The following is a 15,613-nucleotide window of genomic DNA, read 5'->3' on the forward strand; positions in this document are numbered from 1 at the left end:
AAGTGTCTGTTCAGACCGGCGAAGGCGTGCCTAGAATCGGGCACCTTTCCAGAGTGAAGAAACATGAAGCTGACTTCCGCTGTATTGCTGGGCCTGGCCTCGTTGTCTTCCGCAGCCGCCATCGCGGCGCCGGCGTCCCCGCTGCTCGTGATCCATGGCGGGGCGGGCGTGGAGCGCCAGGACCTCAATCCGGAAGAAGTGCGCGCCGCCCGCTCCGCCCTGGAAGCGGCCCTGCGCAAGGGGCACGAGGCGCTCGTCGCCGGCAAGCCGGCGATGGATGCGGTGACCGCAGCGATCACCGTGCTGGAGAACGACCCGACCTTCAATGCCGGGCGCGGTGCGGTCTTCACCCATGACGGCAGGAACGAACTCGACGCCTCGCTGATGGATGGCGCCACGCTGCGCGCCGGCGCGGTGGCCGGCGTGCATACCGTCAAGAACCCGATCCTGCTGGCCCGCGCGGTGATGGAACACTCGCCGCACGTGATGATGGTGGGGCAGGGCGCGGAGATGTTCGCCGCGGAGCAGAAGATCGAGCAGGTCGATCCTTCGTATTTCCGCACCGAGAAGCGCTGGCAGCAGCTGCAGCGCGCCCTCAAGGAAGAGGCTGCCGGCCAGGCGCACGCCGACCTGGAGACGGCCAAGCATTTCGGCACCGTCGGTGCGGTCGCGCTGGACGCCGAGGGCAAGCTGGCCGCCGGCACCTCCACCGGCGGCATGACCAACAAGCGCTACGGCCGCGTGGGCGATTCGCCGATCATCGGCGCGGGCACCTATGCCAGCGACAGCTGCGCGGTGTCGGGCACCGGCTGGGGCGAGTTCTACATCCGCCTGGCCGCGGCCCACGAGATCTGTTCGCGCATGAAATACCTGCGGGAAAGCCCGGCGCAGGCGGGCGACGAGGTCATCGTCAAGCGCCTGCCGGAGCTGGGCGGCGACGGCGGCGCGATCGTGCTGTCGGCCGACGGCAAGGCGGCCACGCCGTTCAATACCGAAGGCATGTACCGCGGCTGGATCGGCGCCGACGGCGTGCCGCATGTGGCGATCTTCGCCGACGAAAAGCTGAAGATGCCGGGCGAGTGAAGGCGCGGCGGAGGCGGACGACGGAATTTTCGCGGAATGTGAAAATTTCTGTTGACAGCATCGGGCGCCATCACCAGAATAGCGGGCTCTCCCACCCCTGACCGGTTAGGCCAAGGTCATCAAAGAGGGGTGGAGCGGAGGGATACCCAAGCGGCCAACGGGGGCAGACTGTAAATCTGCTGGCTTACGCCTTCGGTGGTTCGAATCCACCTCCCTCCACCAGTTTCATGTTGTGGCGTCGTTCCCGGTGCGGGAGTAGTTCAATGGTAGAACCTCAGCCTTCCAAGCTGATGGTGCGGGTTCGATTCCCGTCTCCCGCTCCATTGAACGAATGAAAAAACATGCCATAATACAAAACTCGCTCACGTAGCTCAGTCGGTAGAGCACCTCCTTGGTAAGGAGGAGGTCGAAGGTTCGATTCCTTTCGTGAGCACCATCTTGCTCAAAGCGCCATAACCAACCTGTTACCGAGAAGAAGCAGCCATGTCCAAGGGTAAGTTCGAACGTACCAAGCCGCACGTCAACGTCGGCACCATCGGCCACGTCGACCATGGCAAGACCACGCTGACCGCCGCGCTGACCAAGATCGGCGCCGAGCGTTTCGGTGGCGAGTTCAAGGACTACTCCTCGATCGACGCCGCGCCGGAAGAGAAGGCGCGCGGCATCACGATCTCGACCGCGCACGTCGAGTACGAATCCGAGACCCGTCACTACGCCCACGTCGACTGCCCGGGCCACGCCGACTACGTCAAGAACATGATCACCGGTGCGGCGCAGATGGACGGCGCGATCCTGGTGTGCTCGGCCGCTGACGGCCCGATGCCGCAGACCCGCGAGCACATCCTGCTGTCGCGCCAGGTCGGCGTGCCGTACATCGTCGTGTTCCTGAACAAGGCCGACATGGTGGACGACGCCGAGCTGCTGGAACTGGTCGAAATGGAAGTGCGCGAGCTGCTGAGCAAGTACGACTTCCCGGGCGACGACACCCCGATCGTGCACGGTTCGGCCCGTCTGGCGCTGGAAGGCGACCAGAGCGACATCGGCGTGCCGGCGATCCTGAAGCTGGTCGAGGCGCTGGACAGCTGGATCCCGACCCCGGAGCGTGATATCGACAAGCCGTTCCTGATGCCGGTGGAAGACGTGTTCTCGATCTCGGGCCGCGGCACCGTGGTGACCGGCCGTATCGAGCGCGGCATCATCAAGGTGGGCGACGAAATCGAAATCGTCGGTATCCGTCCGACCCAGAAGACCACCGTGACCGGCGTGGAAATGTTCCGCAAGCTGCTGGACCAGGGCCAGGCGGGCGACAACGCGGGCCTGCTGCTGCGCGGCACCAAGCGTGACGACGTTGAGCGCGGCCAGGTGCTGGCCAAGCCGGGTTCGATCACCCCGCACACCGAGTTCGAGGCTGAGGTGTACGTACTGTCCAAGGACGAAGGTGGCCGTCACACCCCGTTCTTCAAGGGCTACCGTCCGCAGTTCTACTTCCGTACCACCGACATCACCGGCGCCGTGCAGCTGCCGGAGGGCGTGGAGATGGTGATGCCGGGTGACAACGTGAAGATGTCCGTCACCCTGATCAACCCGGTGGCGATGGACGAAGGCCTGCGCTTCGCGATCCGCGAAGGCGGCCGTACCGTCGGCGCCGGCGTGGTCGCCAAGATCACCAAGTAAGCCTGCAGTACCCGGCGGTAGTTGAGTCTGCCGCTGGTACGCGAATGGCGGGCCGGGAACCTCGGTCCGCCTTCGCCGTCTAAGGGACGTGAAACAAGCCAAGTCATACGCCAGTAGCTCAATTGGCAGAGCAGCGGTCTCCAAAACCGCAGGTTGGGGGTTCGAGTCCCTCCTGGCGTGCCACTTGCCACACTCTATCCAGTGACCTTGGTCGCGCCCGCAACAAGAGTCGGATGAACAGCAAGATCGAGCATTCCAAGAGCGCCGCCTCGGGTGGCGATATGGTCAAGTACGTTGGCGCCGGGCTGCTGGTGCTGGCGGGCTTGTTCGTCTGGTTCTGGTTCTCCACTCCGCTGCGCTCGGCCCAGTTGGGTGCATGGTCCGGTCAGCTGCGTGCGCTGGCCGTGGTCGTCGGCCTGGTGGCTGGCGGCGCGCTGTTCATGCTCACCACCAAGGGTCACCAGACCCGCGAATTCCTTTCCGAATCCCGTTTCGAGCTGCGCAAGGTCGTGTGGCCGACCCGCCAGGAGGCCATCCGCATGACGTGGGTGGTGATCGTGGTGGTGATCGTGCTGAGCCTGCTGCTGGGTGGTTTCGACTTCGCGATCCAGAAGCTGACCCAGTGGTTCCTGGGTCGTTGAGGAGATAACAGTGAAACGTTGGTACGTCGTCCACGCCTATTCGGGCTTCGAGAAGTCGGTAGCCCAGGCCCTGCGTGACCGCATCGCCCGCGAGGGCATGGAGGAGCGTTTCGGCGACGTCCTGGTTCCGACCGAGGAAGTGGTGGAAATGCGCTCCGGCCAGAAGCGCCGTTCCGAGCGCAAGTTCTTCCCGGGTTACGTGCTGGTCCAGATCGAGACCCACGAGGAAGCCGGCATTCCGCGCATCGACAACGAAAGCTGGCACCTGGTCAAGGAAACCCCGAAGGTGATGGGGTTCATCGGCGGCACCGCCGACCGTCCGCTGCCGATCCGCGACGACGAGGCTGCCGCCATCCTGGACCGCGTCCAGGAAGGCGTCGAGAAGCCGCGTCCGAAGGTGCTGTTCGAGCCGGGCCAGATGGTCCGCGTCATCGACGGTCCGTTCAACGACTTCAACGGCGTGGTTGAGGAAGTCAATTACGAGAAGAGCCGCCTGCGCGTGTCGGTGCTGATCTTCGGTCGCGCCACCCCGGTCGAGCTCGAGTTCGGCCAGGTCGAGAAGGCCGTCTGATCCGCAGGGCCAGCCTGTTCAGGTTGGCCCTGGAAAAACTGCTAGAATTGCCGGCTCCCTGCGAGGGGCTGAAACCAAAGGCTGCCGAGAGGTGGCCTTTGCCGCGATTCCAAGATTTCAAAACGCGATGCCGGGACGCGTGATTCCCGGTCCGATGGGGAGCCTGTTGTCGCAAGGCGCTAGCACCCGGAGAGCACTCAAATGGCAAAGAAAGTTGTCGGTTACATCAAGCTGCAGGTGAAGGCCGGTCAGGCCAACCCCTCGCCGCCGGTCGGTCCTGCGCTGGGTCAGCGCGGCCTGAACATCATGGAATTCTGCAAGGCGTTCAATGCCGCCACGCAGAAGCTGGAGCCGGGCATCCCGGTGCCGGTGATCATCACGGCCTATTCGGACCGTACCTTCACCTTCATCACCAAGAGCACCCCGGCCACCGTGCTGCTCAAGAAGGCGGCGGGCATCACCTCCGGCTCCAAGCGCCCGAACACCGACAAGGTGGGCAAGGTCACCCGCAAGCAGCTGGAAGAAATCTGCAAGGCGAAGGAGCCGGACCTGACGGCTGCCGACCTGGACGCCGCCGTGCGTACGATCGCGGGCTCGGCCCGTTCCATGGGCCTGGTGGTGGAGGGTTAATCAGATGGCACAGACCAAGCGTGAGAAGGCCATCAAGGCCGCCGTCGTCCCGGGCAAGAGCTATGCCTTCGAGGACGCGATCAACATCCTGAAGACCGCCACCAAGGCCAAGTTCGTCGAGTCGATCGACGTGGCCGTGCGCCTGGGCGTGGATGCCAAGAAGTCCGACCAGCAGGTGCGCGGTTCGACCGTGCTGCCGGCCGGTACCGGCAAGTCGGTCCGCGTGGCCGTGTTCGCTCCGGCCGGTGCCAAGGCTGACGAAGCCCTGGCCGCTGGCGCCGAAGCCGTCGGCATGGACGACCTGGCCGAGAAGATGCAGGCCGGCGACCTGAATTACGACGTGGTCATCGCGACCCCGGACGCCATGCGCGTCGTCGGCAAGCTGGGCACCGTGCTGGGCCCGCGCGGCCTGATGCCGAACCCGAAGGTCGGCACCGTTTCCCCGAACCCGGGCGAAGCCGTGAAGAACGCCAAGTCGGGCCAGGTGCGTTACCGCACCGACAAGGCCGGCATCATCCACTGCACCATCGGCAAGGCCAGCTTCGACAACGCCGCGCTGCAGTCGAACCTGCAGGCGCTGCTGCTGGACCTGATCAAGGCCAAGCCGGCCACCTCGAAGGGCACCTACCTGCAGAAGGTTTCGGTCAGCTCGACGATGGGCCCGGGCGTCACCGTCGACCAGTCGTCGCTGACCCTGAAGTAATCGTTTCAAGCGGCCGCGGCGCTTCGGTGCCGTGGCCGTGACATTTGAAGGCATCGCGGGCAGTGCATCGTCCGCGGTAGCCGTCAAAGACCGCAGGCGCGGTCAGCGCATACCGGCGACGGGCAGGGAAGCTCGATCTGGCAAGGAGTCGCCGCCGGCATAGCGGGATCGCTTAATCGATTCCCCGGAATCACCCTGCGTAGATGGTGCCCTTCTGGAGTTTTTCTGGTTCACGCACGTCTGGGTTTCCCAGGTTGGCCCACTCCAGGTCTAGAACGGCCCACCCCCGGAGCATCATCCCGATGTTCCCGGCGTCCAGGACGGATGCCGCACAGGACCGCACACGGCAGGAGCCGTAAGCGGAGTTCAATTGGAGGAGTGCAATGGCTCTCAATCTGTCCCAGAAGCAAGAAGTAGTCGCCGAACTGGCAGACGTCGCCGCCAAGGCCCACTCCTTGATCGCAGCCGAATACGCTGGCACCACGGTCGCCCAGATGACCGCGATGCGCAAGCAGGCCCGCGAAACCGGCGTTTTCTTGAAGGTTGTCAAGAACACGCTGGCCGCGCGCGCCGTCGAAGGCACCGATTTCGCAGTCGCTAAGGACCAGATGGTCGGTCCGCTGCTGTATGCGTTTTCGCTCGAGGAGCCCGGCGCCGCCGGTCGCCTGATCAAGGAAGCAGCCAAGGGCAACGACAAGCTGAAGGCGAAGGTCGTGGCGATCGGTGGGGAAATCTTCCCGGCCAGCCACGTCGACGTGCTGGCATCGCTGCCGACCCGTGATCAGGCTCTGGCCATGCTGGCCCGCGTCCTGACCGAGCCGGTCACCATGTTCGCGCGTGCCGTCAAGGCTGTTGGTGAGAAGCAGAACGGTGGTGCGGCTGTCGAAGCTGCCGAGCCGGCCGCTGAAACCGCCTGAGTTCGACGTTCCCGTGGTTCTGAATAGAACCTCAACCCAGAATATTTTCCAAAGGTAATCAAAATGTCCCTTACCAACGAACAGATCGTCGACGCCATCGCCGAGAAGTCCCTGATGGAAGTGATGGAGCTGGTCAAGGCCATCGAAGACAAGTTCGGCGTTTCCGCCGCCGCCCCGGTCATGGCCGTCGCCGCTGCCGGCCCGGCCGCTGCCGTCGAAGAGCAGACCGAGTTCAACGTCATCCTGAAGGATGCCGGCGCCAAGAAGGTCGAAGTGATCAAGGCCGTCCGCGCCATCACCGGCCTGGGCCTGAAGGAAGCGAAGGATCTGGCCGAGGCCGGTGGCGTCGTGAAGGAAGGCGCTTCGAAGGAAGACGCCGAGAAGTTCAAGAAGGAACTGGAAGCTGCCGGCGCCACCGTCGAGCTGAAGTAAGCAGTTCCCTTGCGTCGCCATCGAATCACGGCGATGCAGCCAGGGCTGGGGGCCTAAAGCCCCCGGCCTTTGGTCGTTGTAGAGCCGGGCATGCCCGGTGCGGTGAAAAGCCCAACACGGGCTGCGTTCCAACCCCGGCCGGCCCGCGCATCGCGCGGCGGGCAGGGCGGCAGGCAGACGAGTTGGCAGTTGGAAGTAGCGGGAGAAGGCGTGCTGGTGCCGGCAATACCAGCGACTTCCAACTGACAATTTAAAAGTTCCCTTCCGGGTCGTGGACGCACGGCCCGCACAACAAGGTGGAAGATCCCATGACGTCCTATTCGTACACCGAAAAGAAGCGCATCCGCAAGGATTTCGGCAAGCAGCGCTCGATCCTCGAGGTGCCGTTCCTGCTCGCCATCCAGGTCGACTCGTACCGCGAGTTCCTGCAGGAGAACGTTGACCCGGCCAAGCGCTCCGACCACGGCCTGCACGCCGCGCTGAAGTCGGTGTTCCCGATCTCCAGCTACAGCGGCAATGCCGCCCTGGAGTACGTGGGCTACAAGCTGGGCGAGCCGGTGTTCGACGAGCGCGAGTGCCGCCAGCGCGGCATGAGCTACGGCGCGCCGCTGCGCGTGACCGTGCGCCTGGTCATCTACGACAAGGAGTCGTCCACCAAGGCGATCAAGTACGTGAAGGAGCAGGAGGTCTACCTCGGCGAAATCCCGCTGATGACCGACAACGGCACCTTCATCGTCAACGGTACCGAGCGCGTCATCGTGTCGCAGCTGCACCGTTCGCCGGGCGTGTTCTTCGACCATGACCGCGGCAAGACCCACAGCTCGGGCAAGCTGCTGTACAGCGCCCGCATCATTCCCTACCGCGGTTCCTGGCTGGACTTCGAGTTCGACCCGAAGGACGCGCTGTTCACCCGCATCGACCGCCGCCGCAAGCTGCCGGTGTCGATCCTGCTGCGCGCGCTCGGCTACAACAACGAAGAAATGCTCAACGAGTTCTTCGACATCAACACCTTCCACATCCTGCCGGAAGGCGAGGGTGTGCAGCTGGAGCTGGTGGCCGAGCGCCTGCGTGGCGAAACCCTGGGCTTCGACCTGGCTGACGGCGACAAGGTCATCGTGGAAGCCGGCAAGCGCATCACCGCGCGCCACGTCAAGCAGCTGCAGGCCTCGGGCATCGCCGCGCTGGCCGTGCCGGACGACTACCTGGTCGGCCGCATCCTGTCGCACGACGTGGTCGACGCCAACACCGGCGAACTGCTGGCCCAGGCCAACGACGAGATCACCGAAGAGCAGTTGCAGAACTTCCGCAAGGCCGGCGTGGACGCGGTCGGCACCCTGTGGGTGAACGACCTGGACCGCGGTCCGTACCTGTCCAACACCCTGCGCATCGACCCGACCAAGACCCAGCTCGAGGCCCTGGTCGAGATCTACCGCATGATGCGCCCGGGCGAGCCGCCGACCAAGGACGCCGCGCAGAACCTGTTCCACAACCTGTTCTTCACCTTCGAGCGCTACGACCTGTCCACGGTCGGCCGCATGAAGTTCAACCGCCGCGTCGGCCGCAAGGAAGTCACCGGCGAAGCCGTGCTGTACGACAGCAAGTACTTCGGCGAGCGCAACGACGAGGAGTCCAAGCGCCTGGTCGCCGCGCATGGCGATGGTTCGGACATCCTCGACGTGATCAAGGTCCTGACCGAGATCCGCAACGGCCGTGGCGTGGTGGACGACATCGACCACCTCGGCAACCGCCGCGTGCGTTCGGTCGGTGAAATGGCCGAGAACGTGTTCCGCGTGGGCCTGGTCCGCGTCGAACGCGCGGTCAAGGAGCGCCTGTCGATGGCCGAGTCCGAAGGCCTGACCCCGCAGGAGCTGATCAACGCCAAGCCGGTCGCCGCTGCCATCAAGGAATTCTTCGGTTCCTCGCAGCTGTCGCAGTTCATGGACCAGAACAACCCGCTGTCGGAAGTGACGCACAAGCGCCGCGTCTCGGCACTGGGCCCGGGCGGCCTGACCCGCGAGCGCGCCGGCTTCGAAGTGCGCGACGTGCACCCGACCCACTACGGCCGCGTCTGCACCATCGAAACCCCGGAAGGCCCGAACATCGGCCTGATCAACTCGCTGGCCGTGTTCGCCCGCACCAACCAGTACGGTTTCCTCGAGACCCCGTACCGCAAAGTCGTGGACGGCAAGGTCACCGACGACGTCGAGTACCTGTCGGCGATCGAGGAGAACGAGTACGTCATCGCCCAGGCCAACGCCCTGACCGATGCCAAGAACATGCTCACCGAGCAGTTCGTGCCGTGCCGTTACCAGGGCGAGTCGCTGCTGAAGCCGCCGGCGGAAGTGCACTTCATGGACGTCTCGCCGATGCAGACCGTGTCGGTCGCCGCGGCGCTGGTGCCGTTCCTGGAGCATGACGACGCCAACCGCGCGCTGATGGGCGCGAACATGCAGCGCCAGGCCGTGCCGACCCTGCGCGCGCAGAAGCCGCTGGTGGGCACCGGCATCGAGCGCGCCGTGGCGCGTGACTCGGGCGTGACCGTGAATGCCCGTCGTGGCGGCGAGATCGTGCAGATCGACGCCGGCCGCATCGTGGTCAAGGTCAACGAGAGCGAGATCACCGATGCCGCCGACGCCGGCGTCGACATCTACAACCTGATCAAGTACACCCGCTCCAACCAGAACACCTGCATCAACCAGCGTCCGCTGGTGAACGTGGGCGACGTGATCGCGCGCGGCGACGTGCTGGCCGACGGCCCGTCGACCGACATCGGCGAGCTGGCCCTGGGCCAGAACATGCTGATCGCGTTCATGCCGTGGAACGGCTACAACTTCGAAGACTCCATCCTGCTCTCCGAGCGCGTGGTGGAAGAGGATCGCTACACCACGATCCACATCGAGGAACTGACCTGCGTCGCGCGCGACACCAAGCTGGGGCCGGAGGAAATCTCGGCCGACATCCCGAACGTCTCCGAGCAGGCGCTCAACCGCCTGGACGAGAGCGGCGTGGTGTACATCGGCGCCGAAGTCCGCGCCGGCGACATCCTGGTCGGCAAGGTCACGCCGAAGGGCGAAAGCCAGCTGACCCCGGAAGAGAAGCTGCTGCGCGCGATCTTCGGCGAGAAGGCTTCGGACGTTAAGGACAGCTCGTTGCGCGTTCCGCCGGGCATGGACGGCACCGTCATCGACGTGCAGGTCTTCACCCGCGACGGCATCGAGAAGGACAAGCGCGCGCGCCAGATCGAAGAGAACGAGATCAAGCGCGTCAAGAAGGACTTCGACGACCAGTTCCGCATCCTGGAAGCGGCGATCTACGCGCGCCTGCGCTCGCAGATCGTCGGCAAGGTGGCCAACGGCGGTGCCGGCCTGAAGAAGGGCGACACCATCACCGACGCCTTCCTGGACGGCCTGAAGAAGGCCGACTGGTTCACCCTGCGCATGAAGGACGAGGACGCGTCGGAAGCCATCGAGCGCGCGCAGAAGCAGATCCAGGCGCACGAGAAGGAATTCGAACGCCGCTTCGCCGACAAGCGCGGCAAGATCACCCAGGGCGACGACCTGGCCCCGGGCGTGCTGAAGATGGTCAAGGTGTTCCTGGCCGTGAAGCGCCGCATCCAGCCGGGCGACAAGATGGCCGGCCGTCACGGCAACAAGGGCGTGGTCTCCAACGTGGTGCCGGTCGAGGACATGCCGTACATGGCCGATGGCACCTCTGTGGACATCTGCCTCAACCCGCTGGGCGTGCCGTCGCGCATGAACATCGGCCAGATCCTCGAGGTGCACCTGGGCTGGGCCGCCAAGGGCCTGGGCCGCCGCATCCAGAAGATGTTGGAGCAGCAGCGTGCGGTGAACGAGCTGCGCGAGTTCCTCGGCAGGATCTACAACCACGACAGCAAGCTGTCCGGCGACCGCGTCGACCTGTCGCAGTTCAGCGACGCCGAACTGGTGGCGCTGGCGAAGAACCTGACCGACGGCGTGCCGATGGCCACCCCGGTGTTCGACGGCGCGCACGAGGACGAGATCCGCGAGATGCTGAACCTGGCGTACCCGGATGGCGACAAGGACACCGAGCAGCTGGGCTTCAACGCCAGCAAGACGCAGATGCAGCTGTACGACGGCCGCACCGGCGAGGCGTTCGACCGCAAGACCACCGTCGGCTACATGCACTACCTGAAGCTGAACCACCTGGTCGACGACAAGATGCACGCCCGCTCGACCGGCCCGTACTCGCTCGTCACCCAGCAGCCGCTGGGCGGCAAGGCGCAGTTCGGCGGCCAGCGCTTCGGTGAGATGGAAGTCTGGGCGCTGGAAGCCTACGGCGCGGCCTACACCCTGCAGGAAATGCTGACGGTGAAGTCCGACGACGTGCAGGGCCGCAACCAGATGTACAAGAACATCGTCGACGGCGAGCACGAGATGGTCGCGGGCATGCCGGAATCCTTCAACGTGCTGGTGAAGGAAATCCGCTCCCTGGCCATCAACATGGAACTGGAAGACAACTGATCGCGCAGGCGCCGCCGCAGTGATGCGGCGGCGCCGCCGGCAGCGCCCTGACAGCCCATCGACACAGCATTCCTCCTTTCGGAGAACACCATGAAAGACCTGCTCAATCTCTTCAACCAGCAGCGCCAGACGCTGGACTTCGACGCGATCAAGATCGGCCTGGCTTCGCCTGACCTGATCCGCTCCTGGTCCTTCGGCGAGGTGAAGAAGCCGGAAACCATCAATTACCGCACCTTCAAGCCGGAGCGCGACGGCCTGTTCTGCGCCGCCATCTTCGGCCCGGTGAAGGACTACGAGTGCCTGTGCGGCAAGTACAAGCGCATGAAGCACCGCGGCGTCGTGTGCGAGAAGTGCGGCACCGAAGTGACCCTGGCCAAGGTGCGCCGCGAGCGCATGGGCCACATCGACCTGGCCTCGCCGGTCGCCCACATCTGGTTCCTCAAGTCGCTGCCGTCGCGCATCGGCCTGATGCTGGACATGACCCTGCGCGACATCGAGCGCGTGCTGTACTTCGAAGCCTACGTGGTGACCGAGCCGGGCCTGACCGCCCTGGAGCGCCGCCAGCTGCTGACCGAAGAACAGTACCTGCAGGCGCGCCAGGAGCACGGCGACGACTTCGACGCCGCCATGGGCGCCGAGGCCGTGTACGAACTGCTGCGCACCATCGACCTGCAGGCCGAGATGGTGAAGCTGAAGGAGGAAATCGCCTCCACCGGTTCGGAAACCAAGCTCAAGCGTCTGACCAAGCGCATCAAGCTGGTCGAGGCCTTCCTGGAATCGGGCAACCGTCCGGAGTGGATGGTCATGACCGTGCTGCCGGTGCTGCCGCCGGACCTGCGTCCGCTGGTGCCGCTGGACGGCGGACGCTTCGCGACCTCCGACCTGAACGACCTGTACCGCCGCGTCATCAACCGCAACAACCGCCTGCGCCGCCTGCTGGAGCTCAACGCTCCGGACATCATCGTGCGCAACGAAAAGCGCATGCTGCAGGAATCGGTCGACGCGCTGCTGGACAACGGCCGCCGCGGCCGCGCCATCACCGGCACCAACAAGCGCCCGCTCAAGTCGCTGGCCGACATGATCAAGGGCAAGCAGGGCCGCTTCCGCCAGAACCTGCTCGGCAAGCGCGTGGACTACTCCGGCCGCTCGGTGATCACCGTCGGTCCGTACCTGAAGCTGCACCAGTGCGGCCTGCCGAAGAAGATGGCGCTGGAGCTGTTCAAGCCGTTCGTGTTCGCCAAGCTGCAGCGTCGCGGCCTGGCCACCACCATCAAGGCCGCCAAGAAGCTGGTCGAGCGCGAGGAAGGCGAAGTCTGGGACATCCTGGAAGAAGTCATCCGCGAGCACCCGGTGCTGCTGAACCGCGCGCCGACCCTGCACCGCCTCGGCATCCAGGCGTTCGAGCCGCTGCTGATCGAAGGCAAGGCCATCCAGCTGCACCCGCTGGTCTGCACCGCGTTCAACGCCGACTTCGACGGTGACCAGATGGCCGTGCACGTGCCGCTCTCGCTGGAAGCCCAGCTGGAAGCGCGCGCGCTGATGATGTCCACCAACAACATCCTGTCCCCGGCCAACGGCGAGCCGATCATCGTGCCGTCGCAGGACGTGGTGCTGGGCCTGTACTACCTCAGCCGCGCCCTGATCAACAAGAAGGGCGAGGGCATGGTGTTCGCCAACACCAACGAAGTGAAGCGCGCCTACGACAACCGCGTGGTCGAGCTGCATGCCAAGGTCAAGGTGCGCATCACCCAGGTCGAGCGCGACGAGCAGGGCAACAAGGTCCGCAAGGCCTCGATCCAGGACACGACCGTCGGCCGTGCGCTGCTGAGCGAGATCATGCCCGAGGGCCTGCCGTTCGAGCTGTGCAACACCGAGATGACCAAGAAGAACATCTCGCGCCTGATCAACCAGAGCTACCGTCTGCTCGGCCTGAAGGACACCGTGGTGTTCGCCGACAAGCTGATGTACACCGGCTACGCCTACGCGACCCGCGCCGGCGTGTCGATCGGCATCGACGACATGCTGATCCCGGACGAGAAGAAGGGCATCCTGGGCGAAGCCGAGCAGGAAGTGCTGGAAATCCAGGAGCAGTACCAGTCGGGCCTGGTCACCGCCGGCGAGCGCTACAACAAGGTGGTCGACATCTGGTCGCGCACCAACGAGCGCATCGCCAAGGCGATGATGGAAACCATCGGTACCGAGAAGGTCGAGGATTCGGAAGGCAAGATCGTCGACCAGAAGTCGATGAACTCGCTGTACATCATGGCCGACTCGGGCGCGCGTGGCTCGCAGGCGCAGATCCGCCAGCTGGCCGGCATGCGCGGCCTGATGGCCCGCCCGGACGGCTCGATCATCGAGACGCCCATCAAGGCGAACTTCCGCGAAGGCCTGAACGTGCAGGAGTACTTCAACTCCACCCACGGCGCCCGCAAGGGTCTGGCCGATACCGCGCTGAAGACCGCGAACTCGGGTTACCTGACCCGTCGCCTGGTCGACGTGGCGCAGGACGTGGTGATCACCGAGGTCGACTGCGGCACCGTCGAAGGCCTGACCATGACCCCGATCGTGGAAGGCGGCGACGTGGTCGAGCCGCTGAAGGACCGCGTGCTGGGCCGCGTGGTGGCCGAGGACGTGTTCCTGCCGGGCAACGACGAGGATCCGATCGTCACCCGCAACACGCTGCTCGACGAGCAGTGGGTGAACAAGCTGGAAGAAGCTGGCGTGCAGTCGATCAAGGTGCGCTCGACGATCACCTGCGAATCGGCCTTCGGCGTCTGCGGCCGCTGCTACGGCCGCGACCTGGCGCGCGGCCACCTGGTCAACATCGGCGAAGCGGTCGGCGTCATCGCCGCGCAGTCGATCGGCGAGCCGGGTACCCAGCTGACCATGCGTACGTTCCACATCGGTGGCGCGGCGTCGCGTGCGGCGGCGGTGGACAACATCACCGTCAAGACCACCGGCTCGGTCAAGTTCAACAACCTCAAGCACGTCGACCACGCCAACGGTTCGCTGGTGGCGGTGTCGCGTTCGGGCGAAGTGTCGGTGCTCGACGCCCACGGCCGAGAGCGCGAGCGCTACAAGCTGCCGTACGGCGCCACCATCACCGTCAAGGATGGCGCCGAGATCAAGGCCGGCCAGACCGTGGCCAACTGGGATCCGCACAACCACCCGATCGTGTCGGAAGTGGCCGGCTTCATCCGCTTCATCGACTTCATCGACGGCGTCACCGTCATCGAGAAGACCGATGAGCTGACCGGCCTGGCCTCGCGCGAGATCACCGATCCGAAGCGTCGCGGCTCGCAGGCCAAGGACCTGCGTCCGCTGGTCCGCATCGTCGATGGCAAGGGCAACGACCTGACCATCCCGGGCACCGACCTGCCGGCGCAGTACCTGCTGCCGCCGCGTTCGATCGTCAACCTGCAGGACGGCGCTCCGGTGGGCGTGGGCGACGTGGTCGCCAAGATCCCGCAGGAAGCGTCCAAGACCCGCGACATCACCGGTGGTCTGCCGCGCGTGGCCGACCTGTTCGAGGCGCGCAAGCCGAAGGATCCGGCGATCCTGGCCGAGCGTTCGGGCATCATCAGTTTCGGCAAGGACACCAAGGGCAAGCAGCGCCTGATCATCAAGGACACCGATGGTTCCGAGCACGAGGAGCTGATTCCGAAGTACCGCCAGATCATCGTGTTCGAAGGCGAGCACGTCAGCCGCGGCGAAACCATCGTGGACGGCGAGCCGAGCCCGCAGGACATCCTGCGCCTGAAGGGTGTGGAGGAGCTGGCGCGCTACCTGGTCAAGGAAATCCAGGACGTGTACCGCCTGCAGGGCGTGAAGATCAACGACAAGCACATCGAGGTGATCTCCCGCCAGATGCTGCGCAAGGTCGAGATCATCGACCAGGGCGGCAGCAAGTTCCTCAATGGCGAGCAGGCCGAGCGCCAGCGCGTGATCGAGGAGAACGCCAGGCTGGCGTCCCGCAACGAGCTGCCGGCCCGTTTCGAGCCGGTGCTGCTGGGCATCACCAAGGCCTCGCTGGCGACCGAGTCGTTCATTTCGGCCGCGTCGTTCCAGGAAACCACCCGCGTGCTGACCGAGGCTGCCGTGCGCGGCACCGCGGACAACCTGCGCGGCCTGAAGGAAAACGTGATCGTCGGCCGCCTGATTCCGGCGGGTACCGGCCTTGCGTACCACACCAAGCGCCGTCGCGGCGCCTCCGGCCTGACCGAGTCGGAGATCGAGACCCTGGCCGGTACGGCCGCGGTGGTCGAGTCGGAGGTTGCGTCGACCGAAGCTGAACAGGCGGCGGGCGGCGAGGAGTGAGGTAGGTCCGGCTCCGGCCGGGCGCTTTGAAGGGTTGCCGGTCCGTCCGCGGACCGGTGGCCCGACCTGAACGGGGTACATGGAGGCCCCCCTGTAACAGCCCGGGATCAGGGCTGGCCTGGAAAGGGCGCGTTTGACTGCGT

The 15,613-nt window shown here is 65.1% G+C and carries 10 protein-coding genes and 4 tRNA genes; all 14 read left to right on the plus strand.

Going from position 1 to position 15,613, the window contains the following annotated elements; all coding sequences use genetic code 11:
* The first annotated feature begins 63 nt into the window (after nt 1–63).
* Nucleotides 64–1,083 (plus strand): isoaspartyl peptidase/L-asparaginase family protein, encoded by a 1,020-nt coding sequence (locus tag ABTV91_RS06450; protein ID WP_433853771.1) that lies wholly within the window; start codon nt 64–66, stop codon nt 1,081–1,083.
* 136 nt (nt 1,084–1,219) lie between these two features.
* Nucleotides 1,220–1,305, plus strand: a tRNA-Tyr gene (locus ABTV91_RS06455).
* A 27-nt stretch (nt 1,306–1,332) separates the two neighbouring features.
* A tRNA-Gly gene (locus tag ABTV91_RS06460) sits at nt 1,333–1,406 on the plus strand.
* Nucleotides 1,407–1,443: 37 nt separating this feature from the next.
* A tRNA-Thr gene (locus ABTV91_RS06465) sits at nt 1,444–1,519 on the plus strand.
* A gap of 47 nt (nt 1,520–1,566) precedes the next feature.
* Nucleotides 1,567–2,757 carry an elongation factor Tu gene (gene tuf / locus ABTV91_RS06470; RefSeq protein ID WP_433853772.1) on the plus strand — a complete coding sequence of 397 codons (1,191 nt, stop codon included), beginning with the start codon at nt 1,567–1,569 and terminating at the stop codon, nt 2,755–2,757.
* 107 nt (nt 2,758–2,864) lie between these two features.
* Nucleotides 2,865–2,940, plus strand: a tRNA-Trp gene (locus ABTV91_RS06475).
* 50 nt (nt 2,941–2,990) lie between these two features.
* On the plus strand, nt 2,991–3,398 hold the full coding sequence (secE, locus tag ABTV91_RS06480) for a preprotein translocase subunit SecE (protein ID WP_433853773.1): 408 nt from the start codon (nt 2,991–2,993) through the stop codon (nt 3,396–3,398).
* Nucleotides 3,399–3,408: 10 nt separating this feature from the next.
* A complete protein-coding gene (nusG, locus tag ABTV91_RS06485) occupies nt 3,409–3,969 on the plus strand; it encodes a transcription termination/antitermination protein NusG (protein ID WP_433853774.1) in 561 nt (186 codons plus the stop codon).
* Between the two features lie 201 nt (nt 3,970–4,170).
* The gene (rplK, locus tag ABTV91_RS06490) at nt 4,171–4,599 is read left to right on the plus strand and encodes a 50S ribosomal protein L11 (RefSeq protein ID WP_054663281.1); all 429 of its coding nucleotides are present in this window, start codon (nt 4,171–4,173) and stop codon (nt 4,597–4,599) included.
* Between the two features lie 4 nt (nt 4,600–4,603).
* On the plus strand, nt 4,604–5,302 hold the full coding sequence (gene rplA, locus ABTV91_RS06495; protein WP_054663283.1) for a 50S ribosomal protein L1: 699 nt from the start codon (nt 4,604–4,606) through the stop codon (nt 5,300–5,302).
* Between the two features lie 383 nt (nt 5,303–5,685).
* On the plus strand, nt 5,686–6,219 hold the full coding sequence (rplJ, locus tag ABTV91_RS06500; protein WP_104938131.1) for a 50S ribosomal protein L10: 534 nt from the start codon (nt 5,686–5,688) through the stop codon (nt 6,217–6,219).
* Between the two features lie 63 nt (nt 6,220–6,282).
* Nucleotides 6,283–6,651, plus strand: a complete 369-nt coding sequence (gene rplL, locus ABTV91_RS06505; protein ID WP_054663288.1) for a 50S ribosomal protein L7/L12 — start codon at nt 6,283–6,285, stop codon at nt 6,649–6,651.
* Nucleotides 6,652–6,959: 308 nt separating this feature from the next.
* A complete protein-coding gene (gene rpoB, locus ABTV91_RS06510) occupies nt 6,960–11,153 on the plus strand; it encodes a DNA-directed RNA polymerase subunit beta (RefSeq protein WP_433853775.1) in 4,194 nt (1,397 codons plus the stop codon).
* 90 nt (nt 11,154–11,243) lie between these two features.
* The gene (gene rpoC, locus ABTV91_RS06515; RefSeq protein ID WP_433853776.1) at nt 11,244–15,470 is read left to right on the plus strand and encodes a DNA-directed RNA polymerase subunit beta'; all 4,227 of its coding nucleotides are present in this window, start codon (nt 11,244–11,246) and stop codon (nt 15,468–15,470) included.
* Nucleotides 15,471–15,613: the final 143 nt, after the last annotated feature.

This window comes from Stenotrophomonas nitritireducens (assembly GCF_050984405.1).
Lineage (GTDB): Bacteria > Pseudomonadota > Gammaproteobacteria > Xanthomonadales > Xanthomonadaceae > Stenotrophomonas > Stenotrophomonas nitritireducens_B.

What these genes read in the sequence shown, in the direction of transcription:
- rpoB (WP_433853775.1), top strand. Translation starts at nt 6,960, where the DNA reads ATGACGTCCTATTCGTACACCGAAAAGAAGCGCATCCGCAAGGATTTC.
- secE (WP_433853773.1), top strand. Translation starts at nt 2,991, where the DNA reads ATGAACAGCAAGATCGAGCATTCCAAGAGCGCCGCCTCGGGTGGCGAT.
- rplL (WP_054663288.1), top strand. Translation starts at nt 6,283, where the DNA reads ATGTCCCTTACCAACGAACAGATCGTCGACGCCATCGCCGAGAAGTCC.
- rplA (WP_054663283.1), top strand. Translation starts at nt 4,604, where the DNA reads ATGGCACAGACCAAGCGTGAGAAGGCCATCAAGGCCGCCGTCGTCCCG.
- tuf (WP_433853772.1), top strand. Translation starts at nt 1,567, where the DNA reads ATGTCCAAGGGTAAGTTCGAACGTACCAAGCCGCACGTCAACGTCGGC.
- ABTV91_RS06450 (WP_433853771.1), top strand. Translation starts at nt 64, where the DNA reads ATGAAGCTGACTTCCGCTGTATTGCTGGGCCTGGCCTCGTTGTCTTCC.
- rpoC (WP_433853776.1), top strand. Translation starts at nt 11,244, where the DNA reads ATGAAAGACCTGCTCAATCTCTTCAACCAGCAGCGCCAGACGCTGGAC.
- rplJ (WP_104938131.1), top strand. Translation starts at nt 5,686, where the DNA reads ATGGCTCTCAATCTGTCCCAGAAGCAAGAAGTAGTCGCCGAACTGGCA.
- rplK (WP_054663281.1), top strand. Translation starts at nt 4,171, where the DNA reads ATGGCAAAGAAAGTTGTCGGTTACATCAAGCTGCAGGTGAAGGCCGGT.